General features: G+C 61.2%; 27 protein-coding genes and 1 pseudogene. 14 read left to right on the plus strand and 14 right to left on the minus strand.

Translation table 11 applies throughout. The features are described 5' to 3' along the window. The first annotated feature begins 84 nt into the window (after nucleotides 1-84). From QYH69_RS34090 to QYH69_RS34105, 4 genes are all read left to right on the plus strand, one after another. Nucleotides 85-531: a LysE family translocator gene (locus QYH69_RS34090; protein WP_308836094.1), complete on the plus strand. Its 447-nt coding sequence runs from the start codon at nucleotides 85-87 to the stop codon at nucleotides 529-531. 216 nt (nucleotides 532-747) lie between these two features. Beyond that, entirely contained in the window at nucleotides 748-1,236 is a 489-nt protein-coding gene (locus QYH69_RS34095) for a hypothetical protein (protein ID WP_308836073.1), read from the plus strand. A 213-nt stretch (nucleotides 1,237-1,449) separates the two neighbouring features. Next, nucleotides 1,450-1,905 (plus strand): universal stress protein, encoded by a 456-nt coding sequence (locus QYH69_RS34100; RefSeq protein ID WP_308836074.1) that lies wholly within the window; start codon nucleotides 1,450-1,452, stop codon nucleotides 1,903-1,905. 526 nt (nucleotides 1,906-2,431) lie between these two features. Further along, a complete protein-coding gene (locus QYH69_RS34105) occupies nucleotides 2,432-3,517 on the plus strand; it encodes a branched-chain amino acid ABC transporter substrate-binding protein (RefSeq protein WP_374992558.1) in 1,086 nt (361 codons plus the stop codon). Between the two features lie 82 nt (nucleotides 3,518-3,599). Here the strand turns inward: QYH69_RS34105 and QYH69_RS34110 are convergent, their stop codons facing one another. Then, nucleotides 3,600-4,121, minus strand: a complete 522-nt coding sequence (locus QYH69_RS34110) for a DUF6496 domain-containing protein (protein ID WP_308836076.1) — start codon at nucleotides 4,119-4,121, stop codon at nucleotides 3,600-3,602. 188 nt (nucleotides 4,122-4,309) lie between these two features. Between QYH69_RS34110 and QYH69_RS34115 the strand changes: the two genes are divergently transcribed. Then, nucleotides 4,310-4,561, plus strand: coding sequence for a hypothetical protein (locus QYH69_RS34115; RefSeq protein WP_308836077.1), 252 nt, complete (start codon nucleotides 4,310-4,312; stop codon nucleotides 4,559-4,561). Nucleotides 4,562-4,703: 142 nt separating this feature from the next. Here the strand turns inward: QYH69_RS34115 and QYH69_RS34120 are convergent, their stop codons facing one another. Both QYH69_RS34120 and QYH69_RS34125 read right to left on the minus strand, forming a co-directional pair. Next, entirely contained in the window at nucleotides 4,704-5,399 is a 696-nt protein-coding gene (locus QYH69_RS34120) for a 3-oxoacid CoA-transferase subunit B (protein WP_308836078.1), read from the minus strand. A gap of 15 nt (nucleotides 5,400-5,414) precedes the next feature. Then, complete coding sequence (locus QYH69_RS34125; RefSeq protein WP_308836079.1) at nucleotides 5,415-6,116, minus strand: 3-oxoacid CoA-transferase subunit A; 702 nt, start codon at nucleotides 6,114-6,116, stop codon at nucleotides 5,415-5,417. Between the two features lie 526 nt (nucleotides 6,117-6,642). On the opposite strand from QYH69_RS34125, the gene QYH69_RS34130 reads away from it, so the two are divergent. Next, a complete protein-coding gene (locus QYH69_RS34130; RefSeq protein ID WP_308836080.1) occupies nucleotides 6,643-7,029 on the plus strand; it encodes a hypothetical protein in 387 nt (128 codons plus the stop codon). A gap of 399 nt (nucleotides 7,030-7,428) precedes the next feature. Then, on the plus strand, nucleotides 7,429-8,079 hold the full coding sequence (folE, locus tag QYH69_RS34135) for a GTP cyclohydrolase I FolE (RefSeq protein WP_308836081.1): 651 nt from the start codon (nucleotides 7,429-7,431) through the stop codon (nucleotides 8,077-8,079). Nucleotides 8,080-8,165: 86 nt separating this feature from the next. Here folE and epsC read toward each other — a convergent pair whose 3' ends face one another. Continuing rightward, nucleotides 8,166-9,107 carry a serine O-acetyltransferase EpsC gene (gene epsC, locus QYH69_RS34140; RefSeq protein ID WP_308836082.1) on the minus strand — a complete coding sequence of 314 codons (942 nt, stop codon included), beginning with the start codon at nucleotides 9,105-9,107 and terminating at the stop codon, nucleotides 8,166-8,168. A 265-nt stretch (nucleotides 9,108-9,372) separates the two neighbouring features. Next, nucleotides 9,373-9,606 (minus strand): hypothetical protein, encoded by a 234-nt coding sequence (locus QYH69_RS34145; protein WP_075159566.1) that lies wholly within the window; start codon nucleotides 9,604-9,606, stop codon nucleotides 9,373-9,375. Between the two features lie 478 nt (nucleotides 9,607-10,084). On the opposite strand from QYH69_RS34145, the gene QYH69_RS34150 reads away from it, so the two are divergent. Next, entirely contained in the window at nucleotides 10,085-10,462 is a 378-nt protein-coding gene (locus QYH69_RS34150) for a DUF3005 domain-containing protein (RefSeq protein WP_374992559.1), read from the plus strand. Nucleotides 10,463-10,552: 90 nt separating this feature from the next. Here QYH69_RS34150 and araD read toward each other — a convergent pair whose 3' ends face one another. The 4 genes from araD to QYH69_RS34170 form a co-directional block, all read right to left on the minus strand. Then, nucleotides 10,553-12,286 carry an L-arabinonate dehydratase gene (gene araD / locus QYH69_RS34155; RefSeq protein ID WP_308836084.1) on the minus strand — a complete coding sequence of 578 codons (1,734 nt, stop codon included), beginning with the start codon at nucleotides 12,284-12,286 and terminating at the stop codon, nucleotides 10,553-10,555. Between the two features lie 37 nt (nucleotides 12,287-12,323). Further along, a complete protein-coding gene (locus QYH69_RS34160; protein ID WP_308836085.1) occupies nucleotides 12,324-13,265 on the minus strand; it encodes an SMP-30/gluconolactonase/LRE family protein in 942 nt (313 codons plus the stop codon). 155 nt (nucleotides 13,266-13,420) lie between these two features. After that, on the minus strand, nucleotides 13,421-15,001 hold the full coding sequence (locus tag QYH69_RS34165) for an aldehyde dehydrogenase (NADP(+)) (RefSeq protein WP_308836086.1): 1,581 nt from the start codon (nucleotides 14,999-15,001) through the stop codon (nucleotides 13,421-13,423). A gap of 81 nt (nucleotides 15,002-15,082) precedes the next feature. Continuing rightward, on the minus strand, nucleotides 15,083-16,024 hold the full coding sequence (locus QYH69_RS34170) for a dihydrodipicolinate synthase family protein (RefSeq protein WP_308836087.1): 942 nt from the start codon (nucleotides 16,022-16,024) through the stop codon (nucleotides 15,083-15,085). A 522-nt stretch (nucleotides 16,025-16,546) separates the two neighbouring features. Here QYH69_RS34170 and QYH69_RS34175 point away from each other — a divergent pair. Further along, entirely contained in the window at nucleotides 16,547-17,251 is a 705-nt protein-coding gene (locus QYH69_RS34175; RefSeq protein ID WP_308836095.1) for a LuxR family transcriptional regulator, read from the plus strand. Here the strand turns inward: QYH69_RS34175 and QYH69_RS34180 are convergent. Continuing rightward, nucleotides 17,235-17,543 (minus strand): helix-turn-helix transcriptional regulator, encoded by a 309-nt coding sequence (locus tag QYH69_RS34180; RefSeq protein WP_075161291.1) that lies wholly within the window; start codon nucleotides 17,541-17,543, stop codon nucleotides 17,235-17,237. The two genes, QYH69_RS34175 and QYH69_RS34180, sit on opposite strands and share 17 nt — an antisense overlap. 150 nt (nucleotides 17,544-17,693) lie before the next feature. Between QYH69_RS34180 and QYH69_RS34185 the strand changes: the two genes are divergently transcribed. Then, a complete protein-coding gene (locus tag QYH69_RS34185; protein WP_075159560.1) occupies nucleotides 17,694-18,290 on the plus strand; it encodes an acyl-homoserine-lactone synthase in 597 nt (198 codons plus the stop codon). A 180-nt stretch (nucleotides 18,291-18,470) separates the two neighbouring features. Here the strand turns inward: QYH69_RS34185 and QYH69_RS34190 are convergent, their stop codons facing one another. Further along, nucleotides 18,471-19,985 (minus strand): MFS transporter, encoded by a 1,515-nt coding sequence (locus QYH69_RS34190; protein WP_308836096.1) that lies wholly within the window; start codon nucleotides 19,983-19,985, stop codon nucleotides 18,471-18,473. A gap of 140 nt (nucleotides 19,986-20,125) precedes the next feature. After that, complete coding sequence (locus QYH69_RS34195; RefSeq protein ID WP_308836088.1) at nucleotides 20,126-20,818, minus strand: FadR/GntR family transcriptional regulator; 693 nt, start codon at nucleotides 20,816-20,818, stop codon at nucleotides 20,126-20,128. Nucleotides 20,819-21,085: 267 nt separating this feature from the next. Between QYH69_RS34195 and QYH69_RS34200 the strand changes: the two genes are divergently transcribed. The 4 genes and pseudogenes from QYH69_RS34200 to QYH69_RS36195 all read left to right on the plus strand — a co-directional run. Beyond that, nucleotides 21,086-21,550 (plus strand): universal stress protein, encoded by a 465-nt coding sequence (locus QYH69_RS34200; protein WP_308836089.1) that lies wholly within the window; start codon nucleotides 21,086-21,088, stop codon nucleotides 21,548-21,550. Between the two features lie 105 nt (nucleotides 21,551-21,655). Continuing rightward, nucleotides 21,656-22,447, plus strand: a complete 792-nt coding sequence (locus QYH69_RS34205) for a helix-turn-helix domain-containing protein (protein ID WP_374992557.1) — start codon at nucleotides 21,656-21,658, stop codon at nucleotides 22,445-22,447. Nucleotides 22,448-22,551: 104 nt separating this feature from the next. After that, nucleotides 22,552-23,844, plus strand: a complete 1,293-nt coding sequence (locus tag QYH69_RS34210; protein WP_308836090.1) for an SUMF1/EgtB/PvdO family nonheme iron enzyme — start codon at nucleotides 22,552-22,554, stop codon at nucleotides 23,842-23,844. Between the two features lie 367 nt (nucleotides 23,845-24,211). After that, nucleotides 24,212-24,415, plus strand: a pseudogene (locus QYH69_RS36195) (hypothetical protein); the annotation flags it as partial. Between the two features lie 293 nt (nucleotides 24,416-24,708). Here QYH69_RS36195 and QYH69_RS34220 read toward each other — a convergent pair. Both QYH69_RS34220 and QYH69_RS34225 read right to left on the minus strand, forming a co-directional pair. Next, nucleotides 24,709-25,086, minus strand: a complete 378-nt coding sequence (locus tag QYH69_RS34220; protein ID WP_308836092.1) for a nuclear transport factor 2 family protein — start codon at nucleotides 25,084-25,086, stop codon at nucleotides 24,709-24,711. A gap of 85 nt (nucleotides 25,087-25,171) precedes the next feature. Then, nucleotides 25,172-25,573, minus strand: coding sequence for a carboxymuconolactone decarboxylase family protein (locus QYH69_RS34225; protein ID WP_308836093.1), 402 nt, complete (start codon nucleotides 25,571-25,573; stop codon nucleotides 25,172-25,174). Nucleotides 25,574-25,850 lie beyond the last annotated feature (277 nt).

The raw sequence follows: 25,850 nt of genomic DNA on the forward strand, positions 1-25,850 counted from the left end.
CGTAGCCATGTCGTTCTGTGAGCCAAGGAGTTGGTAGAATGTTTTGTCTTCCTAAGACCGCTTGGCCTCCGACTTGTCGTCTTGATGCTGTCGGTTGGCTTCGGCCTCGGCGCGGTTTTTCAACGGTTTCCACTGCTTTACACGGTGCTCGAAACCGCGAGCGTCGTGTATCTGCTGTATCTCGCATGGAAAATCGGCACGTCCGGCGAAATGCGCGTGCGTGAAGGCGAGCGCCGCCCCATGCGCTTTTACGAAGCGCTGATTTTTCAATGGATCAATCCGAAGGCGTGGATGATGGTGCTAACCGCCGCCACGACGATTCATCTGAGCGCAGACTTCGATGTCAACGCATCGATCATGGCGGCCGTGTTCTATGTGATCGGCTTGCCATGCATCTGCCTGTGGGCTGCCTTCGGCACCGCCGTGCGGCGCTTGCTATCGAAACCGGGCTGGCTGCGCGCATTCAACGTCGCGATGGCGGCGCTGCTTGTCGCGTCGCTCTATCCGATTGCGCTGCGCTTTTTCGCGTAAGCAGCCCGACCGGTGCAAATGCGGCAATTTCGTATCCCGGCGCACTCGCGCGCGGCAACATGGTTCGTTCGCGCGCATCGGCGTGAATGAATGGGTGCATACGCGATTCAGGCGTGCTAGTGTTGCCTCTGTGTCCTCGCTTCCGAGGCTTCGGCTTCTGGGGCTTTTTTAGCGACACTTCGCGCTTCCCCGTATTGCATTCGTGTTTGGCAAGCCATGCTAGGTCTACGACATCATCCTTCGCCGCACGACACCGTCACGGTGTTGCTCCGGCGCCTGAGCCGCCAGCATCATCTCGCGGAAAACCAGGGGCTTTTTCTCGCGCGCACTGCAAACCGTGAAGCACCGCCCGCGTCGGACATTTCCGACCGCGTGCGGGCTGCGCGCGCCACCGTTGAACTGGTCGACCGTCTCGATGAGCAGTCGCAGCTCAACGAATCCGACAAGGAAATTTTAAAGTTCTGGCTGCTTGCGCATACCGCACTCGAGCTACGTGAAATCATGCATGCGTTCGGAGTAGTAGGGCGCGATGAGGCCACGAAGATCACCGCGGCAGCACTGCTCTTGCCGAACTACCTGGTCGAACTCGCGTATTCGGAAAGCGGCAATTTGCAGCGCGCGGGTCTGCTCGCCGCGCGCTCTACGTCCGGTACGCTTTTTGAAGTCGTTCAGCTCAGTGAAAGGCTCGTCTCTCGCGTGCAGTAGTAACAAGGGACTATCGAGCTGAACACGGCATGAGGTTTTGCGATTCCGTGCCCCGGCAACGGCGCTGCCATTGCCGGCGTTTCAATTCTTTTTCGCGTCATCCGTTTTTCATTCGTTACGTTCGGCGCGCCCTCCCTGTGTTCTTACACACGTTGGAATAAGGCCCTGCCGGCGGACGTCTCAATGCTGTCGATCACGAAAGAGAGACTGGCAATGAAATACGTGTTGGCCGTTTATGATGGTTCCGAGGTTTCGTATGGCGGCGTTCTGTTGGCCGCCGAGGTCGCGTCGCGCAACGGCGTCAGGCTGCATGTGCTCTCGGTCGTGCCGCTTCCTAAAATAGGACTCGACATCGCAACCGACAGCGCCATCGCGGCGAGCGTCGATTCCCGTCAGTATGTGCTCGAATCGCTGGAGGCCGACTTCGCGGCGCGCGGACAGTCCGTTCATCTGGCGCTAAAGATCGGCAATCCGGTCGACGAGATCGTTCAATACGCGACCGAGTACAACGTCGGGCAGATAGTGATCGGCTGTGCGCTCAGGTCGCTGTTCGAGCGCTGGACCACACGCGCGATTCTGCATCGGCTCGTGCGCCTTGCACCTTGCCCGGTTACGTTTGTCAAAGATAAGGTTGCCCCGCGCGGCAGCCGTCCCGCATTTGAATCGTAGGGCCGTGGGCAGGGCGGGTGGTATTCACGCAAGGTAGCAGGTCCACCCGCGACAGCCAAAATTTTGCATGCCTACTTTTCTGTATCTGCTTTGATTGCACTGTATCCAGGTTTGCACGCGTTGCTGCTCGACGCATGGTGTCGCGCACGTCGACCACATGCATGGGCACCGATGCGGCGTTCGGGCGATGGCACAATTTCGATTCTCCGCGCCGGTGTGCCATACATGTTCATGCGCAACTCTCGCATTGCGCGAATGCCTGGAATGCCTTGGCATTTTCGCGCATCCTCTTCTTTCCGGATTAAAGACAGTACATTCCCGGAATATCTGATCTGATGAAGTGTCCTGACTAGGCGGACCACGTTCGACAGCATCTCCACCGTGTTGCGGCGTAATCGCGCATCTGCCTCTATCCAACGGAAGACGGCAGTTCAATAAGAAGTCTTTATTTACCCGTTTAGCCGGAAAAGGACAAATGGACACTACCTATTCGAAGATTTGCTCGGCGGCCGTTATTGCTTCAGCAATGTTTAGCGCCGCTCATGCGGACGAGACGGTCAAGATCGGCGACGTCGCTCCGACAACAGGACAGATAGCGCACCTCGGAAAAGACATTGAGAACGGAGTGCGCCTCGCAATCGAGGAAAGCAACGCAAAAGGACTTACGGTCAACGGCCAGAAGGTTACGCTGGTGCTCGACGCGCAAGACGACGCAGCTGACCCGCGTACCGCGACGCAAGTCGCGCAGAAGCTCGTCGACGACAAAGTCGTCGGCGTGATAGGCCATCTGAACTCGGGTACGTCGATCCCGGCCTCGAAAATCTATAGCGACGCGGGCATCGTGCAGATCTCGCCTGCCGCGTCGAATCCGACTTATACGCTACAGGGCTTCAAGACAACGTATCGCGTCGTGGCAACCGATGCGCAGCAAGGTCCAGCGCTCGCAAACTATGCGGCGAAGAGCCTGAAAGTGAAGCGCGTCGCGATCGTCGACGATTCGACCGCTTACGGCCAGGGCCTTGCCAATGAGTTCGAGAAGACTGCGAAGTCGCTGGGCCTCGACGTGCTGTCGCACGATGCAACGAACGACAAGGCCGTCGATTTCCGCGCGATTCTGACGAAGATCAAGGGTGAGAATGCAGACGCGATTATGTACGGCGGCATGGACGCGACGGCCGGCCCGTTCGCGAAGCAGGCGAAGCAGCTCGGCTTGCGCGCGAAGGTGCTGGCAGGCGACGGCGCGTGCAGCGAAAAGCTCGCGGACCTCGCCGGCGATGCGACCGGCAATATCGTGTGCTCGGACATCGGTATGGCGCTTCAGAAAATGCCAGGCGGCAAGGAATTCGAGGCGAAGTACGAGAAGCGCTTTGGTCAGCCGGTCCAGATTTACGCCCCGTTCGCGTATGACGCAACGAACATCCTTATCGATGCGATGAAGCGCGCGAACTCGACCGATCCGGCAAAAATCCTCGCGGCGATGCCGAACACGGACTACAAGGGTGTGATCGGCGAGACGGCGTTCGACTCGAAGGGCGACCTCAAGCACGGCGTCATTTCGCTGTACGACTACAAGGCCGGGAAGCGAACGCTGATCACCTCGATGCAGATGTAACGATCGAAGCGCGAGCGCGGCGCGCTGCGGCTCGCTGCGCCGCAACGCGCCGCACGCCGGCTATTGCCACATCCGATTCGCCTCAGTGATGCGCGCGTGCCGCTCTCGTATGCGCTGCCTTCTTCGCGGCGGCCGAGCGAGCAGACGCGCCCTTCGTGGCCGCGCCCTTCTTCGCGGCGGCGGAACGACTCGCGGCGGACCGGCGGCTGGCAGCAGCCTTCGTCTGCTTCGACATCGCGGCGCTCGACGCGCCGCGACTGCTCTCGCGCTTGAGCACAGACGTCGTCACGCGCGAGCGCTTGGTCTTCGATTCGGTGCTTGCACTACGTTTCGCCGTGGATTTCTTACCTGCGGCCGAATCTTTCTCCGCTTTCTTGCGCGTCGCCTCGCTCGTCTTGCCGGCCTTCGGGGGCTTCAATGCCACGCCGGCGCGCCGCGCCTTCGACAAGCCGATCGCAACCGCCTGCTTCGCCGAACGCACGCCGTGCTTGCCTTCGCGGACATGATCGACCTCTTCCTTCACGAATTCGCCGGCCTGCGTGCTCGGCGCTTTGCCCGCGCGTTTATCGGCTTTAGCGCGGCTCAGAGTTTTCTTCTCAGGCATGACAGTCCTCCAGAATGGCTGTAAGCCTCAGCATTCGAGCAACCTGTGTGCCTCGCCGCGCACGTGCCGGCAAGCGGGCGCCCGTTCACCATGCGCAGCATGCGAAACCCCGGATGCGCGAAGCGCGCCGACGGCGTATGGTTATGGCAAGCGCCGACATTCGTCTGCGGCGCACGTGGAGGTCCGTGATGAAGATACCGCCAGTCAGGGCAGGCGCCCATATCGAAGGGATTCACTGGGTCGCGGAATACGCGGAAGACGTGCACGAGATTCGCGTGTTCCGCGAGGGACAGGAAGTCGACGTGCATAACGCGCCGTCGACGTTATTCGGAGACGAGGAAAGCGCAGGCTCGAAGAGTTGCGCGGATCATCGCGCGGCGGAGGCGGCGGTGCTGGCGTATTTGCGCCGGTTTGTGGCGGAGCACGACGCGGAAGAGTGATCAGGCCTTTGCGTACTTCCTTTGAGCGCTCAAGCGTTTTACCGCTTCAAGCCCGCGCTCCAGGCACCTCGTACCACCGCACGGTCCGGTACAGAAACTCGATGCCGTTGACCGCAGCCTGGGCATACGGCGAGGTCCATTTTTACGCCACGTGCGCGGCCGCTGCACCGGGTTGTGTGCCCGTGACGGTCGCGGGTTTCGTGCCGTCTCTGAGCGGCACGCCGGTTAGCTTCTGCAGCTTCGCGAAGTCGATGTCGGAAAAGATTTCGCGCACAACGAGCCCATCGCGGGTCACGTCGATTACTGCGAGATCCGTATAGATACGATCGACACAGTTGACGCCCGTCACCGGATACGAGCACTGTTCGACGATCTTGCTCTCGCCCTGCTTCGTCAGGTGCTCCATCATGACGAACACCTGCTTTGCGCCGATTGCAAGATCCATCGCGCCGCCAACCGCCGGAATCGCATCGGGCGCGCCCGTGTGCCAGTTTGCAAGGTCGCCGTTCACCGATACCTGGAACGCACCGAGTACGCAGTAGTCCAGATGACCGCCGCGCATCATCGCAAATGAATCGGAGTGGTGAAAAAACGCACCGCCGGTCAACAGCGTGACATGCTGCTTCCCCGCGTTGATCAGTTCGTCGTCTTCGTCGCCCGGTGCGGGCGCGGGTCCCATGCCGAGCAGGCCGTTCTCACTATGCAGGAAAATTTCCTTGTCGGCCGCAAGATGATTCGCGACAAGCGTCGGTACGCCGATGCCGAGATTCACATAGGCGCCTTCGGGAATATCGCGCGCGACGCGTTTTGCCATTTCATCGCGAGTCAGTCGGTTCATTTTCTGGTCTCCTCGTCAGGCCGCTGCAGCGGAAGACGAAATGCGTTGCGCCGCCTGCGGCACCTCGATTACGCGTTGCACGAATATGCCCGGCGTGACGATTTCCTCCGGATCGAGTGCGCCAAGCGGCACGACTTCCGACACCTGCACAATCGCGGTTTTCGCGGCGCTCGCCATGATCGGGCCGAAATTGCGCGCGGTCTTCCGGTAGATCAGATTGCCCCAGCGATCGCCCTTGTAGGCCTTGATCAGCGCGAAATCGGCATGCAACGGCATTTCCAGCACATAAGGCTTGCCGTCGATCAGGCGCGTTTCCTTGCCCTTCGCGAGCTCCGTGCCGTAGCCGGTCGGCGTGAAAAAGCCGCCGATGCCGGCGCCCGCTGCGCGAATGCGCTCGGCCAGATTGCCCTGCGGCACGAGTTCAAGCTCGATTTCGCCGGCGCGGTAAAGCGCGTCGAACACATACGAATCGGTCTGCCGCGGGAACGAGCAGACAATTTTGCGCACGCGCCTCGCCTTCAGCAGCGCGGCCAGTCCGGTATCGCCATTGCCGGCATTGTTGTTGACGATCGTCAACTCGCGCGCGCCCTGTGCAATCAGCGCGTCGATCAGTTCCGCCGGCATGCCCGCCGTACCGAAGCCGCCGATCATGACGGTCGCGCCGTCGTGCACATCGGCAATGGCGGACTGAACAGAATCGAAAATCTTGTTGATCATCACGGTTCCTGTTGCGAATGGCTTCCGATGCGATTTGCTCGCGACGATCGGATCGCAATTTTGTTCGCTATAAGAACAGTGATTCGTTTAGCGAACGCTCGAGGGACATTATCCGAGCCGGCGCGATCGATTGTCAAGGCTGGAGTTTCCGTGCACGTAAGGCACGTCGAGCGTGCCAGTCAAGTGGGCGCGCGTTCAGGCAAAATCCATTAGCTATTCGAAAGACCGTGCTGCTTTATTCATTCATTGCACGCGTCGTATAACGATATGACGACGCGCCGAACCATTCGGCATAAATAAAGCAAGCGCATGTCCATATTGGCGAGCAAAAGGACCGCTACTTCGCATTGAGCCGCCGACATTCCGACAAGCTGGCTGCTAAAGGCCGCTGTTTTTGATATAAATGATGGTCAGCCGCATTTCGCTGCCTCGCTGGCCAGCCCACATATCGGATTGCTTACTATCCTGCAAACTACGTAAGAAGGCTGTCTAACGAGCGTGTGAGTCAGATTATCCGGAATAGATTATGACGTACTCGTGTGCCGACTTTACTGCCGACGTGATGCAGTGCCTCGTCCACTCCGACGCCATTCGCGCGACCGACATCCCTGACGACGATCCCGCCCGGTCCGCCGACATGGCAGTCGAAGCGATTGTTTCGATGCATCGCGCGAGCCTCTCGTCGCGCTTCGTGCGCGAACTGCTGGACGAAGTCGATTCGCTCGATGCCGTAGCCAGCCGATACGGCATCCGCGCATTGACGTTTCTCTTCTATCTGCAGTCGGCCATTCTCAATGAGAGCTACATCGCGGTCCAGGACGACGGCGACGCGCAGGCGATCGCGCTCGTATCGCATCTGCCGTCGGCCGAGGAATGGCTCAAGCACATCCGCATGAATCCGGCTCACGCGTGAAGGTCGATCCACGCGTGCCGTTGCACTAAGGTCGCGCGATCGGCTGCGCACTCGTCTGACATCTCATCCCTGCACCCGACATAGCGCGTAAAACGCATGAATGCGCGAACGCTCATTTCCTTAATCGGCGCGTGACGCAACCCACTCTTCGCCAACTCTTTCCCTGAATTCTCGCCGCTGTCGGAATTCCGCTTGATCCGGTGCAACGCAGGATGCCGCGCGCATCAGCGACGCGTGGCCTTCGATACAATCAGGTAAATTCGTGCCGGTATGCCAGTATCGGCTGGCACGAAAACTTCGAACACTCACAGTGCCGATCACCGTAATCGTCGACGACATCACAAGGCGCACGCGTTCCCGCGATCCGGACAATCGATAAAGCATGGGATTGGAGGAAAAATGACGACAAGCAAAGAGAAGCTGGCATCCGCCACGCCGAAGAAAAGCGCGGACGCCTCCCGCCCGACTCGCGAAGAAGCCGAAGACGCCGTGCGCGTGCTGTTGCGCTGGGCCGGAGACGACCCGCAGCGCGAAGGTCTGGTCGATACGCCCGCGCGCGTGGTACGTGCATACGAAGAATTCTTCGCGGGCTATGACATCGATCCGCGCGAGATCCTCGCACGCACGTTTTCCGAAGTGGATGGATACGATGAAATGATCGTGCTGAAGGACATTCGCTTCGAAAGCTATTGCGAGCATCACATGGTGCCGATCATCGGCCGTGCGCATGTTGCGTATCTGCCCGAGCATCGCGTGGTCGGAATTTCGAAGCTCGCACGTCTGGTCGATGCGTTCGCGAAGCGTCTGCAGATTCAGGAAAAGATGACCGTGCAGATTGCCGACACGCTGAACGAGGTCCTGCAGCCGAAAGGCGTCGGCGTGATTCTCGAGGCCTCGCACCAATGCATGTCGACGCGCGGCGTGCACAAGGCCGGCGCTGAAATGGTGACGTCGCGGATGCTCGGTACTTTCCGCACCGACCCTTCGACGCGACGCGAGTTTCTCTCGATAGTCAGCAGCCCGTCGTCCGTGCTCGTTGCGAATACGTAGGGCATGCGCCCGCCCGGAGCGCACGGCCGTGCGGTCGTCGGCCGTTCACGCTGCTCGATCGCGCGACCGCGTCTGTGCCTCGAGCGCTAGCGCGCGCCGTCGTCGTTGCCGTGATCGCGGTTGCGCTCGCCTTCGCGCACCTTGCCCTGCGATACGCTGCTGCCCGGCGGCACACTGTGTGTCAGCCAAACGTTACCGCCGATCACCGAGCCCTTTCCGATCGTCACGCGCCCGAGAATCGTTGCGCCCGCGTAGATCACGACGTCGTCTTCGACGATCGGATGCCGCGCATTGCCCTTGATCAGCGCGCCGTCGACGTCCGCCGCGAAGCTCTTCGCCCCGAGCGTCACGGCCTGATAAACGCGCACGTGCTTGCCGATGATCGCGGTCTCGCCAATCACGACGCCCGTGCCGTGATCGATAAAGAAACTCGAATCGATCTGCGCGCCCGGGTGAATGTCGATCCCGGTGGCCGAGTGCGCGATCTCATTGATGAAACGCGCGAGCAGGGGCACACCGAGGCGATGCAGCGCATGCGCGAGACGGTGGTGCGTCATTGCCCACACGCCCGGATAACAGAGCAGGATTTCAGTGATGTGCTGGGCCGCAGGGTCGCCGGTGTAGGCCGCCTGAATGTCGCTCACGAGCAGCGCGCGAATTGCCGGCAACTGCGTGCCGAATTCGCGTGCGACTTCGAAGGCGCGCGCACCGAGATCCGCATCCGGCGTTTCAGCATGTTCCGGAAGAAAGCGCAGTGCGCGGCGAATCTGTTCGGCAAGCAGCCGCAATGTGCTTTCGAGTGTGTGCCCGACGTAATAGTCGACGCTTTCATCGGTCAGATCGGGCGCACCCCAATGCGTCGGAAACAGCGCTGCGCGCAGGCCGGCGAGGATATCGATCACCGCCTGACGCGACGGCAGTTCGCGAATGCCGCGCGGATGACGCGTGCGATGCAGCTGTTCGCGCGACGCGCGCAAATCGGCAACGATCTGTTCGAGACCCCACTGGTTCGGCGAAACGTTTGACATGGCAAGGACGGCCGCCGTGCGGCGGGCACGGCAGGAAGTGAATTGTCCCCAGAGATTACCGCGTTTTTTGCGGACCCGCGCTGCACGGCTTCGCGCGTGCCGAAACACATGCCTTCTGGCTCATGACGCTAATGATTCAAATGCATCGATGGGGGAAATCGAATGTGAGGCGGAACGCGGCATCGAACGCAGCATGAAACAGGCGATCAAGCGAGTTATCAGACGCGCAATGCATGAGGTCGCGGTGGCCGCGCGGCCCCTTGCGTCAGATCGTCAAACTGCTTGCGTCGATCCAGCGCACAGCCCAGTCGCGCGCGTGCGCGATTGCAGTGGCTTCATCGGTGAAGCGGAGTTCCGAGGGAAAGAACCGGTTGGCGACCAGCTCGCCATCGCTCGATCGGGATACGACGACATACGCCTGCCAGGTTCCGTCGCCCGCGCGCGCCGGCGAGCAGTTCAACAAATAGCCACGATGAGTGAATGCAGCATCGACATGCATGAGTCATCAGCTCCTGACTGCCTCAATGACGGTTCGAGAAAGTGCATTACCGTACTACCCACGTCGGCCATTACTGTGGCGCCGCAAAGCTTAGGATTATTACTAACCGTCAACGCCTGGTCGAAAGTCGATGATACTCTGTAGAAAATTCGCGTCCATTAAAAAAACACAAAAAAATGCCGAGCGCGCTTAGTGGACACTTTAAGTCGCCTTGCTGCCATACCGGCGTGATCTCGCCATCGTCGACATCGCCTCGATCGCGCGCGTTGCGCGCTTGCGCCGGTTCGCGCGGATTCGCGTGCTTCTTCGTTCCTCATGCTTCGCCCGGAACGGGATTTGCTGACTCTACAGTGAAGCCGATTCGTAAGGAGGAACGCAGATGAACCCGACTCAAGGCGACAAGCCCGATCCATCGCAACATCCCGAGCAGACGCGAGATCATTCGCAGACGAACTCGCCTGAACGTTCGACGCTGAGCATGGAAATGCACAACGACCGCACGCATGACAGCACCGTCGACACCGATGGCAAGAACCGCGAAGCCGCGCGCGTCGCGGGCTATGGCAAGATCGGACCGGACGAAGTGACGACGAGCAACGCGACGCTCGACAATCATGTGCCCGAAGCGGATGACGGCCTCGCGGGTTTCGATAGCCGGCCCGGCGGCAGCGGCGTGCTGCTTGCAGTGGAGCCCGGCTATACGGTGGTCGAGAAGGGCATGATGATGCCCGATGACACCGGTCATCCGGACGAAAAAGCGCGTGCGCAGACGGACCCGGAATTCCGCGGCCGCGTCCACTATGCGCTCAATCATCGACGGCCCGGGCGAGTGATCGAGTTCAAACGGAACAAGTAGCGACCGATAATCTGTATTGCGTTTGCCGCTTTTTTTCGTCGGGCGATTTAACGTATTGCGACAGAATCGGTCTGAGCTTGCCTTCTGCTTCTAGTGAATCTCAGGCTCGCCGTTGGGCGCCGCGCCGCCGCGCTGCAGGAAATCGAAGTCGCAGCCCTTGTCGGCCTGCATCACATGGATCTGGTGCATCGCGCCGTAACCGCGCGTAAAGCGCGGCGCCGGCGCGACCCACTGCGCCTTGCGGCTCGCGAGTTCCGCGTCGCTGATCAGCACGTTGAGCCTGCGTTGCGGCACGTCGAGTTCGATCAGATCGCCGTCGCGCACGAGCGCGAGCGGGCCGCCGATAAACGATTCGGGCGCAACGTGCAGCACGCATGCGCCGTAGCTCGTGCCGCTCATGCGCGCATCCGAAATGCGCACCATGTCGCGCACGCCCCGCTTCAGCAGCTTCTGCGGGATCGGTAGCTGGCCCCATTCGGGCATGCCCGGCGCGCCGACCGGACCCGCGTGCTGAAGCACGATGACGCAGCGCTCGTCGATGTCGAGCGCTTCGCTGTCGATGCGCGCGGCCATGTCGTTGTAGTCCCTGAACACGACGGCTCGCCCCGTATGCACGTGCAGCTTCGGATCGGCGGCGCCGGGCTTGATCACCGCGCCGTCGGGCGCGAGATTGCCGCGCAGCACGGCGAGACCCGTGTCGCGCATCAGCGGCGCGGCACGGCGGCGGATCACTTCGTCATTGAAGATTTCCGCATCGCCGATGTTTTCGCCGAGCGTCCTGCCGTTCACGGTGCGCTGCGTGCCGTCGATCAGCTCGCCCAGCTCCTTTAGCAGCGCGCGCAGGCCGCCCGCGTAATAGAAGTCTTCCATCAGGTACTGGCCCGTCGGCCGGATATTGGCGAGCACCGGCGTGCGGCGAGCGACGTCGTCGTAGCGCTCGAGCGTGAGATCGATGCCGGCGCGCCGCGCGAGCGCGATCATATGCACGATCGCGTTGGTCGAGCCCGACAGCGCGAGGCACGTCGTTACCGCGTTATCGACCGAGCGCGCCGTGACGATGTCCGATGGCTTCAGGTCTTCCCACACCATGTCGACGATGCGCATGCCCGTTTTCGCGGACAACACAGCGTGGCGCGAATCGGGCGCCGGAATCGATGCGAAGCCCGGCAGCGTGAAGCCGAGCGCTTCCGCTGCGCTCGTCATCGTCGACGCGGTGCCCATCGTCATGCAGTGGCCCGGCGAGCGCGCGATGCCGCCTTCCACGCCGCGCCAGTCGTCTTCGGTGATCTTGCCGGCGCGCAGATCGGCCCAGTACTTCCAGGTATCGGAGCCGGAGCCGAGCGTGCGGCCGTTCCAGTTGCCGTTCAGCATCGGGCCCGCGGGCAGAAAAATGGCCGGCAGATCCATCGAGATCGCGCCCATCAGCAATGCGGGCGTGGTCTTGTCGCAGCCGCCCATCAGCACGACGCCATCGGCCGGATACGAGCGCAGCGTTTCCTCGACTTCCATCGCGAGGAAATTGCGGTAGAGCATGGTCGTCGGCTTCTGGAACGGCTCGGAAAGCGTCTGCACCGGCAGTTCGACCGGAAAGCCGCCGGCCTGCCAGATGCCGCGCTTCACTTCCTCGACACGCTGCCTGAAGTGCGTATGGCAAGGGTTGATCTCGCTCCACGTATTGAGGATCGCGATGACAGGCTTGCCCGCATACTCTTCGCGGGCGTAGCCCATCTGCGCAGTGCGCGAGCGATGGCCGAACGAACGCAGGTCGTTTGCGCCATACCAGCGATGGCTGCGCAGTTCTTCTGGTGTCTTCCTCTTTGCCACACGTGCTCCTGACTGGTTAGGCATCCGTCGCAGTCTTTTAGCCGCCTTTGACGCCCTGCGTATTGACATACAGCGCGTAAAGCCCGTGGCTCGCGGCCATGAAAAGCCGGTTGCGATGTCGGCCACCGAAACAGACGTTCGCGCAACGCTCGGGCAACGCGATATGGCCGAGCGCTTCGCCCTGCGGCGAGAACACGCGCACGCCGTCGAGTTCGTCCGTGCCCATGCCCCAGCCGCACCAAAGATTGCCGTGAATATCGACACGAAAACCATCGGGCGTACCGGCCGGCCCTGCATTGATGAGTATGCGGTTATTCGCGAGCGCGCGGCCGTTCTGAACGACATCGAAAGCGCGCAGCGTGCGCGGCTCGCTGCGCGATTCGACGATGTAGAGCACCGATTCGTCGGGCGAGAATGCAAGGCCGTTCGGACCGATCACGTCGTCGTTGACGAGCGTGACTTCACCGGACTGTCCATCGACGCGATACACGCGCTGCGGCATTTCGGGATCCTGCTTTTCGCCTTCATAGAAGCTGTCGATGCCGAAACTCGGATCGGTGAACCAGATCGAGCCGTCCGATTTGACGACGACATCGTTCGGCGAATTGAAACGCTCTCCTTCGTAGCGATCTGCAAGCACCGTGATCGAACCGTCGTATTCGGTGCGTGTTACGCGGCGCGTCAGATGCTCGCAGGTCACGAGCCGACCTTCGCGATCGCGTGTATTGCCGTTCGCGTTGTTCGACGGACGGCGGAACGGCGTCACTGCGCCGGTCTCTTCGTCCCAGCGCAAAATACGATTGTTCGGGATGTCGCTCCACAGCAGATAACGCCCGTCGCCGAACCACACGGGTCCTTCGGACCAGCGCGCACCTTGAAACAGGCACTCGACCGATGCGGACGCGAGCCGCAACGCGGAAAAACGTGGATCGAGAATACGAACGGCGGGATCGGGATAGCGGCGGGTGTTGTCGGTCATCGCGGGGTCGGTCGTCGTGGACGCTGCGGCGCGCGATGAGACGGGTCTGTTGCGCGTTGCGCGTCGTGGGGTGCTGGTACAGGTTCGAACGTTGATGTGCCGGGCCTTCCTTGGCCCGGCACCTTCGCTACTTCTACGTGTCGCGTTGCGCCGTATTACGCCAGCGCAGGCTTGCCGTTGAGAATGCGCAGCAGCTTCAGCGGGTTCTCGTCGTGCAACGCCTCGGGCAACAGCGCAGCGGGCAGATCCTGATAGCAGACCGGGCGCAGGAAGCGTTCGATCGCCATGGCGCCGACCGACGTCGCGCGCGAATCGGACGTGGCCGGATATGGGCCGCCGTGCACCATCGCGTGGCACACTTCGACGCCCGTCGGATAGCCGTTCGCGAGAATGCGGCCCGCCTTGCGCTCGAGCGTCGGCAGCAGGCGCCGCGCGAGGTCGTAGTCTTCCGGCTCGATCTGCAACGTCGCGGTCAACTGGCCTTCGATGTACTCGGCCACCTTGACCATTTCGTCGATGTCGCTACACGTGACGATAAGCGAAGTCGGTCCGAAGATTTCGTCTTCGAGTTGCGCGGTCGCGAGGAACTGCATCGCGTTCGTCTGGAACAGCACGGGCAGCGCGGAACACGTCGCATCGGTCTGCTGTCCTTGCGCGATGCTTTGCACGCCATGCAGTTCGCGGCGCTGCGAAACGCCATCTTTATAGGCGTTTGCGATGCCGGGAGTCAGCATGCTTTGCGCGCCCTTCTGCGCGAGTGCCTTGGCAGCGGCATCGATAAAAATCTGTTTGTTCGGGCCTTCGAGCAACAGCACGATACCCGGGTTTGTACAGAACTGACCGACGCCGAGCGTTACCGAATCGACGAAGCCGTTCGCAATCGCCTCAGCACGCTTTGCAAGCGCGCCCGGCAACACGAAGAACGGGTTGACGCTGCTCATCTCGGCGAACACCGGAATCGGCTCGCGGCGCTTCGAAGCGATATTCACGAGCGCGACGCCGCCCCGGCGCGAGCCGGTGAAGCCGACCGACTTGATCGATGGATGCGCGACGAGCGCTTCGCCGATCTCATTGCCCGCGCCGACGAGCAGCGAGAAAACGCCTTCGGGCAAGCCACTGCCGGCCACGGCTTTCTGGATCGCGCGGCCCACGAGTTCCGACGTGCCGAGGTGCGCCGGATGCGCCTTCACGACGACCGGACAGCCGGCCGCGAGTGCCGACGCCGTGTCACCGCCTGCAACCGAGAACGCGAGCGGGAAGTTGCTCGCGCCGAACACTGCAACGGGGCCAACGGGAATTTTCTGTGCACGCAGGTCGGAACGCGGCAGTGGTTTGCGGTCCGGCATCGCGGGATCGATCGTCGCCGCGAGCCAGCGGCCCTCGCGCACGAGCGACGCAAAGAGGCGCAACTGGCCGACCGTGCGCGCGCGTTCGCCTTCGAGGCGTGCTTTCGGCAGCGCCGATTCGGCCTGTGCGCGTTCGATCAGCGTGTCGCCGAGCTCGACGATGTTGTCCGCGATCGCTTCGAGAAGGCGCGCGCGCGTTTCGAGCGGCGCCTGACGATACGGATCGAACGCAAGCGCGGCCAGCTCGCAGGCACGGTCGACCTCCACCGTGCCGCCTGCGCCGAACTCAGGCTCCATCTCGATGTTGCGGGCCGGGTCGAACGCGCGCAGCGTGCCTTTGGTACCGCGCACCGCGGAGCCGCCGATCAGCATGTCTCCGGTAATCTGCATGTTGCAACTCCTGTCGTGTGCCGCGCAGCGTTCACTGAAGTTCTCGTGCGCGGCTCAAAACCAAATAGTGGGTATGCGCCTTCAGTTGCTCGCGGAAGAACCCGCGAGATGGCGTTCGAATGCGAGCAATGCCTGCGTCGCAGCATCGATCTTCGCATGATGTTCGATCGGCGTCGAACTGAGGAGCGGAAGAATCGGCCCCATGTCCGCGATTTTCGACATCGTCACCGCGTCGTGCAGCACGCGGATCAGCGAGATTTCATCGCGCAGGGTTTCAAGCGGCATGAACGCGTCATAGAGGCGCCGCGCTTCGCGGTCGCGATTCGACTTCGCCGCGCTAAGCAGCGCCGTCACCGCATGCGGTGCGATGCAACCCGAACCCGTGGTCCATGCGGCGAGTCCGAATTCTTGCACATGGACGAGCGCTGGGCGCTCGCCCATGCCCGAGATTACGCGCACGCGGTCCACCTGCGCGAGTAGTCTGCGCAAGTACGGATCGTCCAACGGATTTCGTCGCACGATCGCGTATTTGACCGCAATCAGCGTGCCCCGATTCACGAGGCGCGCAAGTGCGTCGACGTCGATATAGTCCTCGCTCTTGATGTATAGCGTGAGCGGTATGCCCGCAACGTCGGCAATATGTGCAAGCCCTGCTTCGACGCCTGCCGACGTGGTGAAGCCCGAGAACGGCAACACCATCGCTGTACGGTATGAGGTTTGCGCGAGAATGCGCGCCTCGTCCAGCATCTTGCCGTAGTCCGCGCCGAGTGCCGGGATCACGCGCGTGTGCGGCCCGGCGCTCGCCGCAAGCATATCGAGCAGATCCCGATATTCGCTAACGGCGACGTGATAGAGATTCGCATTGCCGCCGTAGAGCACGGTGCGCACACCGCCCGATTCGATGTGGCGAATCAGCCTCGCGTTTTCCTCGGCGTTGAGGCTGAAATCGGCACGGCGCGCAAGCGGCGGCACCGCCATCACGCTGGCGGAGAACTCAAGCTCGTGAATCGGGGCAACGTTCATGGCGGCTCGCGTCGGAAATGCGCTGGAACGCCAGGGTATCACCTGGACGCAATGTTGTCAAACAACTTTGCAACATGTGTGCACATCCGGGACAATGCGTATTCGCCGGCGCAACCAATGGTTCATACTGGTAGCGAAGTGGTTTGCAAACACCTGATGGAAAGGACCCTAGCCTGGCTGCGACGCGCGGGCGCGGCGGCGCGGCTATAACCTTATTATTGGAATCGCTTTTGGCTGTCCATTGGAGCGCTATTGCCCGGAGTTAGGCCGCGATTGCCGAAACTGTTTCGATAAAACGCCATATAAGGCGACCATTTTCGTCAATTCCGAATGCTACGTCTGATTTTTACGTAAGGTTTGGAATCAATTATTTCGGCTATCGCGCTTTTTCAGTAAAAGAAGAATAATGATGCTAAATTGATACAGTACAGAACCAGTGGTCATGGCGCGCGCGGCTGGAGCCCGCGGCCTGGCTCGCCGCGCCCTGAGAGAACTACCTTGTCGCTACCTTATTTTGAGCAGCTGTCGCCGATGCTCAACGCCACCGACGACAGCACGTGGTTCGCCGAACTTGCCCGCCTCGCCGAAGGATGGGGGTTCAACCGCGTGCTGGTCGCGATCGTGCCGCGTCCAAGTATCCGGATGGAGGATTCCTTCCTGCGCAGCACGTACGCACCCGCGTGGCGTCAGTTTTACGACGCGCACGGCTTTGCGCACATCGACCCCACCGTCACGCACTGCGTGACGAAGTCGTCACCGCTGATCTGGTCACCTGACCTGTTCTCGACGAACCCGCAGCAGTCGATGTATGAGGAAGCACGCCTGCATGGCCTGCGCGCGGGCGTGACGTTGCCGATTCACGGCCCGCAGCAGGAAAAAGGAATGATCTGCTTCGTGAACGACAGCAATCCGACGAGCGAATTCTGGCGCCACATCGACGTGGTGTTGCCAAACCTCGTGCTGCTGCGCGATCTCGTGATCGATACGAGCCAGCCGTATCTGAATAACCACGCGCAGGCGCTGCTACCGAAACTGACGCCTCGTGAGCGCGAATGCCTGCAATGGACGGCGCGAGGCAAGTCCACGTGGGAAATTTCGCACATCCTCGGATGTTCGGAAGCCGTGGTGAACTTCCATCTGAAGAACATCCGTGCGAAATTCGGCGTGAACTCGCGGCGCGCCGCGGCCGTCATTGCGACGCAACTTGGCCTTATTGATCCAGGTTGATCAGTTCCCGCGCTTCACCGGACATTACCCGGCCGGCTTTGCCAAGATCGCCGTCGGTGACCGTTTTCGAGAAATAAAGACCAAGCAGAATCGACACCGGCGCGGGAATTTCCGCGCCCGACTCAAAACGACTGCCCCGCGATTGCGTAACCCCGAAACGAGCCCAAAACTGCCTTTGGCTCTCCTTTCTCTTTTTCCGATAAGCGATGATTAAAACGCGGTCGACAGCAGACGAAACGTCCGTCGTCCGGTTTTGCACGGCAGCTTGCCAATGATTTTCCAGCAGTTCCATGGTAATCCCCATTGGGTTGGGCAATGTTCATCTCAATTTTGATGACGCGGAGACTACCCGGACACCTATCCAGGTGGATAGGTGCAAATATCTATCCAGAATGCATAAGTTTTTCTGCGTACGGGAACGGACCCGGGCGAGGAGAACATCATGCATGCAGCGATTCGAATTGGTACCCCGAAAGAGTTCGACAACACTGACCTCCACGAGATGTACCGTCTGAGAGCGCGCGTGTTTCACGGGCGTATGGGATGGGACATTCCGATCATCGCGGGGATGGAGGTCGACGGCTACGATGCCCTGGGACCACATTACATGCTGATTCAGGACTCGACACGCCGAGTACGCGGCTGTTGGCGCCTGATGCCAACCGAAGGCCCGAACATGCTGCGAGATACGTTTCCGCAGCTTCTGCACGGCAATGCCGCGCCGCTCGGTCGTCACATCTGGGAACTGAGCCGCTTCGCGATCGAGGCCGGCGACGACCAGGAGCAAAGCTTCGGCTTTGCCGATGTGACGATGCACGCGATCAAGGAACTCGTCACGTTTGCCGACAAGATGGGCATCACGCGTTACGTGACCGTGACGACCACGCCGATCGAGCGCCTGCTGCGCAGAACGGGCATCGAGATCGGCCGGCTCGGCGCGCCGGTGCAGATCGGTGTGGAGCGCGCGGTAGCGCTCGATATCGCGGTCAGCGAGCAAACGCGCAATGCGCTGTTCGGCCAGATGGCGGTTGCGGCATAGCGGCCACGGGCTCGCGACGATGAGGGTCGCAAGCGCAGAGGCGTGCTCGCGCCTGCTGCGATGGCTCGACACGCGCCTACGGTTGCGCTTCGGCCTGCACCGATGCGCGCGCTGCGGCGCCCGCGCACGATGTGCTTTGCCCGCTCGCCCATGCGAGCTGCAGCGGCTGGCCGCTATCGACTATCGGCCACGTCCCCGGAAGGTGATGTGTGCAATCTTGCGCACGAGCAGCGCCGCTGCCAACGCCGCGCAACCGGTCAGCACAACGCCGATATGAATCGATTGCACGAGCACGTGCCGCGCTGCATCGAGCAACGCGGGTCCTTCGAGCCCCGCGCGTTTTAGTTGCACGAGCAACGAGTCGCGCAAGCTTTCGTCGACGAGAATGCGCGGATCGCCGAGCGTCGGGCGCCACTTTGCGGCGACCGGCTCGCCGAGCACGCGCAAAGTGTCGTCAATACCCGACACATATCGGCGATTGACGATCGTCGCGACGATGCTCGTCCCGAGCATGCCGCCGACCATGCGCGTCGACTGCAACAGCGCGGTCGTGATGCCGAAGCGCTCGCGCCCCGCGATTTCCTGGCCGAACACGTTCAGATTGTTGAGGATAAAGCCAAGTCCGACGCCGACGGCCGCCATCGAAAGCTCGAGATACAGATGCGGCGTCACAGGCGTCGCGACCGAGAGCCCGATCGATGCCGCGACGAGCAGCCCGAAGCCGATCGAAAGAATCATGGTCGGCCGCGACATGTGAATGACGACACGCGTGTTGATCATGCTGCCGATCGCAATGCACGCGGCGATCGGCGTCGCGAGCAGACCGGCCTGTTGCGGCGACAGCCCGAATCCGCCTTGCAGCAGCAGCGGCGCAAAAAAGATCAGCGAGAACATCACGAAGCCGGACAACACGGACAGCGTGAACAGCGTGACGAGCTGCGCGTCCTTGAACAGATCGAGCGGGATGATAGGGTGCGTTGCGCGGCGCTCGCAGGCCAGCAGCAGCGCCGCACCGACCCCGACGATGCCGGCGAGCGCGACGTTCGCGCCCGTCAACCCGTCTTTCGGCACGGCCTCGATAAACGTCTGAAGACCGCCGAGCACGAGTGCGACGAGCAGCGCGCCACCCCAATCGATGCGCACTTCGCCCACGTGTTCGCGCTTGTAATACGGCAAATGCGCCCAGATGAAATACAGCGCGAGCGCGCCGACCGGCAGATTGACGAGAAATGTCGAACGCCAGCCGAGATGCTGGCTCATCCAGCCGCCAAGCGACGGACCGGCCGCCGTACCGATACCGTACGCAGCCGCCATCACGACCTGCCAGCGCACGCGCTCACGCGGATCGGGGAACAGATCGGGAATCGACGCGAACGCGGTGCCGACCATCATCCCGCCGCCGACGCCTTGCAGTCCGCGCGCCACGACGAGAAACGGCATGCTTGTCGCGACGCCGCACAACAGCGAAGCGACCGTGAACACGATCACCGCGGCGATTACGAAGCGCTTGCGGCCGAAATAGTCGCCGAGCCGGCCGAACACCGGGACCGTGACGACCGACGCGAGCAGATACGCGCTTGCAATCCATGCGTAGTACTCGAAGCCGCGCAGCTCGGAGACGATCGACGGCAACGCGGTACTGACCACCGTTTGATCGAGCGCGACCAGCATATTGACGAGGCCGATGCCGAGCATGGCCAGCAAAGCATCGCGAAAGGGCAGGACAACAGACTTCGGTTGTGGAGGATTCACTTCGGCACGACGCGGTCAAGCGCGCAAAAAGGCACGACAAAAACGGCCTGAAAGGTGGAAAGGAAAGTCAGCGCATCGCCGCTTCACGAACCGAACATGCGATCGCGCGCGTTCATCAGATGCGTGCGCATTGCGTCGCCGGCAGCCCTAGCGTCGTGCGCGCGAATCGCCTCGAGTACCGCGCGATGCTCGGCTTGCACGAGCCTTTGCCGCTCGAGTGTTTTCACGAGCGAAAGGTTGCGCGACAGGTTCATGCTGAAAGCGATCTGTTCTTCAATGAACGACATCATCGTGATGAAGAACTGGTTCTTCGACGCGCGTGCGACCGCAAGATGAAATGCGTAGTCGTCCTTCGCGCCGATCCCTTGCGTTTCGATCACGCGCTCGAGCTCGTTCCAAGCATGCTCGATCGCGGCAATGTCTCCGTCGTCGGCCATTTGCGCGGCAAGCGAAGCGGCGCCCGCTTCGGTCACGATGCGAAAGTCGTAGCAGCGGCGAATATCGGAAAGCGATTCGAGCGGCGCGAAACGACGCACATCCGGATCGGGGCGCCGGGCAACCGTCGTGCCCGAACCATGCCGCGTGACGATGATTCCGTCCGCGCGCAACCGCGCAAGCGCCTCGCGCACGGTGGGCCGGGACGTCTCGAAGCGTTCGGCGAGCGCGTGCTCGGTCGGCAGCCGCTCGCCCGCCTTGTATTCGCCCTCGAGAATGCGGTTGAGGATATCGCCGTATATCTTGTCGGGTAGGCCCGTCGATTTTCGCTCGTTGCTCATCTTGGCAGGCGGCTTGTCATCATGATGCATAATTGTAAGGCAAATCACACGAACCACACGATAAAAAAGAATACTGCCTGCATGCAGCACCGGTCCGAATCGTAAGCGCCGCAAGGCTCAGGAAGCACTGCCGGCGGCCGCGGCGGATACCGAAACTTGCTAAGCATTTGATTGACATCATGCGAGTTCGCACACGCGAGCTTCCAGTCAATTAAGCTTTCCTTGCAATAGACGCACCATCGACACCTTTTAATGTGCGGAGCTTCCATGTACAAACGCATCTTTGTAGCAGTCGACGGCAGTAAGACCTCGCGCGGCGCATTCGAAGCCGCAGTTCATCTCGCCGCGTCGTTCGGCGCAACATTGCGCGCCTACTACGTCGTCGAGAACACACCCATGTATTTCGAAGCGCCCGGATACGATCCGGGCATTCTGCAAAAGCAGTTCGTCCAGCAGGGCAAGGAACTGACCGTCGAACTCACGCAGGCGATGCAGGCGCGCAATGTCAGCGGCGACGTGACGGTGGGCGAGGCATCGCCGAACGACGATGTGCCGACGCTCGTGCTGAAGGCCGCGGCCGACTACCACGCTGACCTGCTCGTGATGGGCACGCACGGGCGCCGCGGCATGCAGCGGCTGATCCTCGGCAGCGTTGCGGAGCGCTGCGTGCGTCAATCGACGCTGCCGGTGCTGCTGGTACCCGCCGCGGCGGCCCATGAAAACCCCGCATAAAGACGACAACCGGTCCGCGCAACGGGGGCAGCGTCATTTTGACGCGAAGTGGCGCGCATACGCAGTGGGACAATGGGGCACTCTTTCCTTACAGCGCCCTTCGCCATGCTGACACCCGCCACTACTCCGATCGCCGCGCAGCCGCTCACGCGCGCCCACGCTGCAGGCTCCGCGGGCCCGTCGGCCTGCGCCTCCGCCATCCCGGCGGGCCGCCACGTCGCGCGCTGCTCCACGTGCGCGATGCGCCATCTGTGCATGCCGCAAGGCATGTCGGCGGAAGAACTGCCGAAGCTCGAAGCGCTGATCTGCAAGGCGCGCGCGGTGCGCCGCGGCGATCCGCTGTATCGCGCCGGCGCTCCGTTCGAGAACCTGTATGCGGTGCGCTCCGGCTCGCTGAAGACGACCATGGCGCACCGCGACGGCCGCGAACAGGTGACGGGTCTGCGTCTTGCTGGCGAATCGCTTGGACTCGACGGCGTCAGCAGCGACACGCATGCGTGCAGCGCGATCGCGCTCGAGGACAGTTCCGTGTGCATCGTTCCATATGCCGCCCTCAAGCGCCTGTGCCGCGAAAGCGGCGCGTTGCAGGAACGGCTGCACAAGCTGATGGGCGAGCAGATCGTGCGCGAGGCGAGCCAGATGCTCACGCTCGGCTCGTTGAACGCCGACGAACGCGTTGCGGCCTTTCTGCTCGATGTGTCGGAGCGCAATGCGCAGCGCGGCTATTCGTCGGCCGAATTCAATCTGCGCATGACGCGCGAAGACATGGGCAGTTACCTCGGCATGACGCTCGAAACGGTCAGCCGCACGTTGTCGAAATTCCAGAAGCGCGGCCTGATTGACGCGCGCGGCAAATTCATTCGCATTGTCGATCTGGAGGGGCTGCGTGACCTGTAACCGTTAGATCGCTCGTCGCCGGGACTTTGCCCACGCACTTCACATGAAGAGCGAATACGCGCTACAGTCTTAAACCCGTCCCCTTCGCAAGGAGACCCGGCGAAATGAATCGCGATCTTCGTTTGCAACACCCGCTCGTTCAACGTCTGCACGACGCCCGTCGCGTGACGGATACGTTGTTTGCCGTCGTCAAACCCGAACATCTGTACGAAAGACCGATCCGCGAACGTCACCGCATCGTCTTTTATATCGGCCATCTCGAGGCTTTCGACCACAACCTGTTCGCAGGCCGCCTGTTCCCGCTGCCGGTGTTCGATACCAACCTCGACAAGCTGTTCGCGTTCGGCATCGACCCGGTCGATGGTGGATTCCCGACCGATCAACCGTCCGACTGGCCGTCGCTCGACGTCGTGCGCGATTACGCGCAGCGTGCGCGTGCGCAAATCGACCATGCGCTTGCGACATTCGATTTCGACGCAGACAACGTCTCGACGAATTCGCCTGCACAACTGATGCAGGTCGCGATCGAGCACCGGCTCATGCACGCGGAAACGCTCGCGTACATGCTGCATCAGTTGCCGCTCGAGCAGAAGCTCGCACCGGCGCGCGCATCGCAATCGGCCACTGCCGGCAAGGTTGCGCACGCAACGACGATGGTTCACGTGCCTGCGGGCCGCGCCACGCTCGGCATGTCGCGCGAGAGCGGCCAATTCGGTTGGGACAATGAATACGGCGAACAGCACGTCGACGTCGACGCGTTCGAAATCGACCGCTACATGGTAACGAACGGCGAATTCCTGCAGTTTGTCGATGCCGGCGGCTACGGCAATCGCGCGTACTGGTCCGACAAGGACTGGGCGTGGAAAGAAGCGGAGCACATCGAGCATCCGGTGGGCTGGACGCGCGATAAAAACGGCTGGACTTTGCGCACGATGTTCGACGAAGTGCCGCTGCCGCTCGATTGGCCTGTCTATGTGAGTCACGCGGAAGCCAGCGCATATGCTCGATGGACAGGCAAGGCACTGCCGACCGAAGCGCAATGGCAGCGCGCAATCGAAGGCATGCCACAGGCCGACGCGCTGCCCGGCAACTTCGATTTCCGCAGCTGGGATCCGCAGCCTGTACATGCGCATCCGGGCAACGTAAGCAGGTTCGGCGCCGAAGGCATGTTCGGCAATGGATGGGAATGGACGCAGTCGCTATTCGAACCGCTGCCCGGCTTCGAAGCGTTTCCGTTCTACCTCGGCTACTCGGCGAACTTCTTCGACGGCCAGCACTATGTAATCAAGGGCGGGTCGGCGCGCACCGCGCAATGCATGCTGCGGCCGACGTTTCGCAACTGGTTTCAGCCGCGGTATCAGTATGTTTATGCTGGCTTCAGGTGCGTGAAGAACTAACTAATGAAGCAAAAGGCGAGGCGAATTTTGGCCTTTTGCTTTAATGCGAATCGCAGCTGCCCTTCGATCCTGCGTAGCGTGTACGGCAGCTTCCAAGGTACTGCGGCTGTGCGAGCTATCGTGGCGGTCTGTAGGCCCTCGGCTCTTGCTGACATCGGGGCGGCCTCGGTTCCAAGTAAGGAGCGTGTAATTGCTGACGGTGCGGCCATCGAGCGGTTGGACGCTAATTCCTGCATCGAGCGAGCGCGGTTGTCGCTGCCCCATGTACACCGACAGAACCACTGCCGCAATCATGCCGATCAGTTGCCCAATGCCGAACCCACCACCCTCTTTCACGAAATCCGCATGCAGGTTGTCGCTCTCCGACGTCTGCGGCACCGGCGGTGGCACACGCGGCTCGAATCCAACCACGACGACGTTCGGCTATGACCGGAACGACGCTACGATCTATGCCGGCAATGACCTCGTCATCGCAGCCGGCCAGATCAATAACACATTCGGCAATCTGCTCGCGGGCCACGGCATCGTGATCGGCGGCGTCGGCTCGACCGTCAGTTCGACGACACCCGCATTGGAAGTCTCGCGGATTGCACATGCGTTGGCGTTGAAGTCTCCCCTCATCTTTTGCCAGGCTTGTTCGTGCGCTTGGCCTACGCTTGCCCCAATTTGACGTGGCTCGAAGATTTCCCTTTGTTTGAATCTCTGTTTGTGCGCTGGCCAGAGACCGTCGCGGGAAAGATAGTCGCGCGCAACGTGCCTGGGCCCGGGTTGACGCTCGGTGAGAACGTCCTTCGGCGCTTCAAGCTATAACATTCTTTCTGGCTGCACGCATGAAGTACCTTTCACGCCGGAGGAACCCGGCTCTTATGCGCGAATCTCCGCGCGCATAGACGAAAGAAAGCAAAGCTTCCAACAGGTCCCATCATGACTTAAGACTGCTGTTTCGAGCCAATGCCTCCCGGTTCGAGCACTGCCAGGAGCATTAAGGTAACCGACGTTGTGATACGCGACCCACGCGATGTCAGCGCGCGCAATGACTTCAGGCTTTGTGACTTGCCATTGATAGCGCGTACCGTTTGCAAAGACATCCTTTACCAGCATTATGAATTCGTGCGCCGAATAACGTGTCCCGTTCTCGAAGGCAAAGAATCCTGATGCAAGCAACCCGTTTGCGGCTTCCCACTTCTGGGCAGCGAGCAACTCAAAAAATTTGTCTAGCGTGCTGATAACTTCGTCGTTCAATTTCTTGCCCTCTCCCAAAGCGGAGTCGTAGGAGACTCAACCAGACGCTAACGGCCATCGACAAGCTTCGCCGTCTTGTCGTCGATCACGACGATGGCGTCGACGAGGCTGGCCTTGGTCCACCCGGCCGCAAAGAATGCGCGACCGACGCATCGGCCGCGTGACCGCGGTTGACGGCCATATCGTGCACAAGACGCGCCAGCGCATCGAGCTTCGCATCGAAGTTCGCTTTCCCGCTGCGGATCTCGAGGATCTGTTCGTCGGTGAGGTCGGTCTTTTTGCCGATCATCGTACGCACGGCAAGCCAGTACTGGCATCGGTTCACTTCGCTCACGACCAGATTGATCACTTCGCGCGCCTTGCCGTTCAAGCTGCTCTTGCCATTCTGAAGCGCCAGATAGTTGCCGAGTGCGTGCTCCGGATACTCCCTCGTCGCGTACAGGTTCGGCACCGAGCCGAAGCCCTTTTGCAACTGGTCGAAGATCATCCAATTGGCGTGGGGAAACTTCCTTTCGTATCGGGACGGCGATTGTTGTCATGATGCGAGGTGTTTCTGATCGGGCATGGGCGAGTTGTATTCGATCGGAAGCCCATTGCCTGCTGCGATATCGGGAAACCGCCTTTCGACGGAGCTCTGTCAATTCGCGACTGTGTGGACTGCGTGTACGATCACGTCGGCGACGACGCCCGGGTTCGAGACGGTAACGGCGTGCGAAGCGTCGACCTCGATCACGGTCGATTGCGCCCGCTCGGCTTCGAACTTC

Source organism: Paraburkholderia sp. SARCC-3016, assembly GCF_031119615.1.
Lineage (GTDB): Bacteria > Pseudomonadota > Gammaproteobacteria > Burkholderiales > Burkholderiaceae > Paraburkholderia.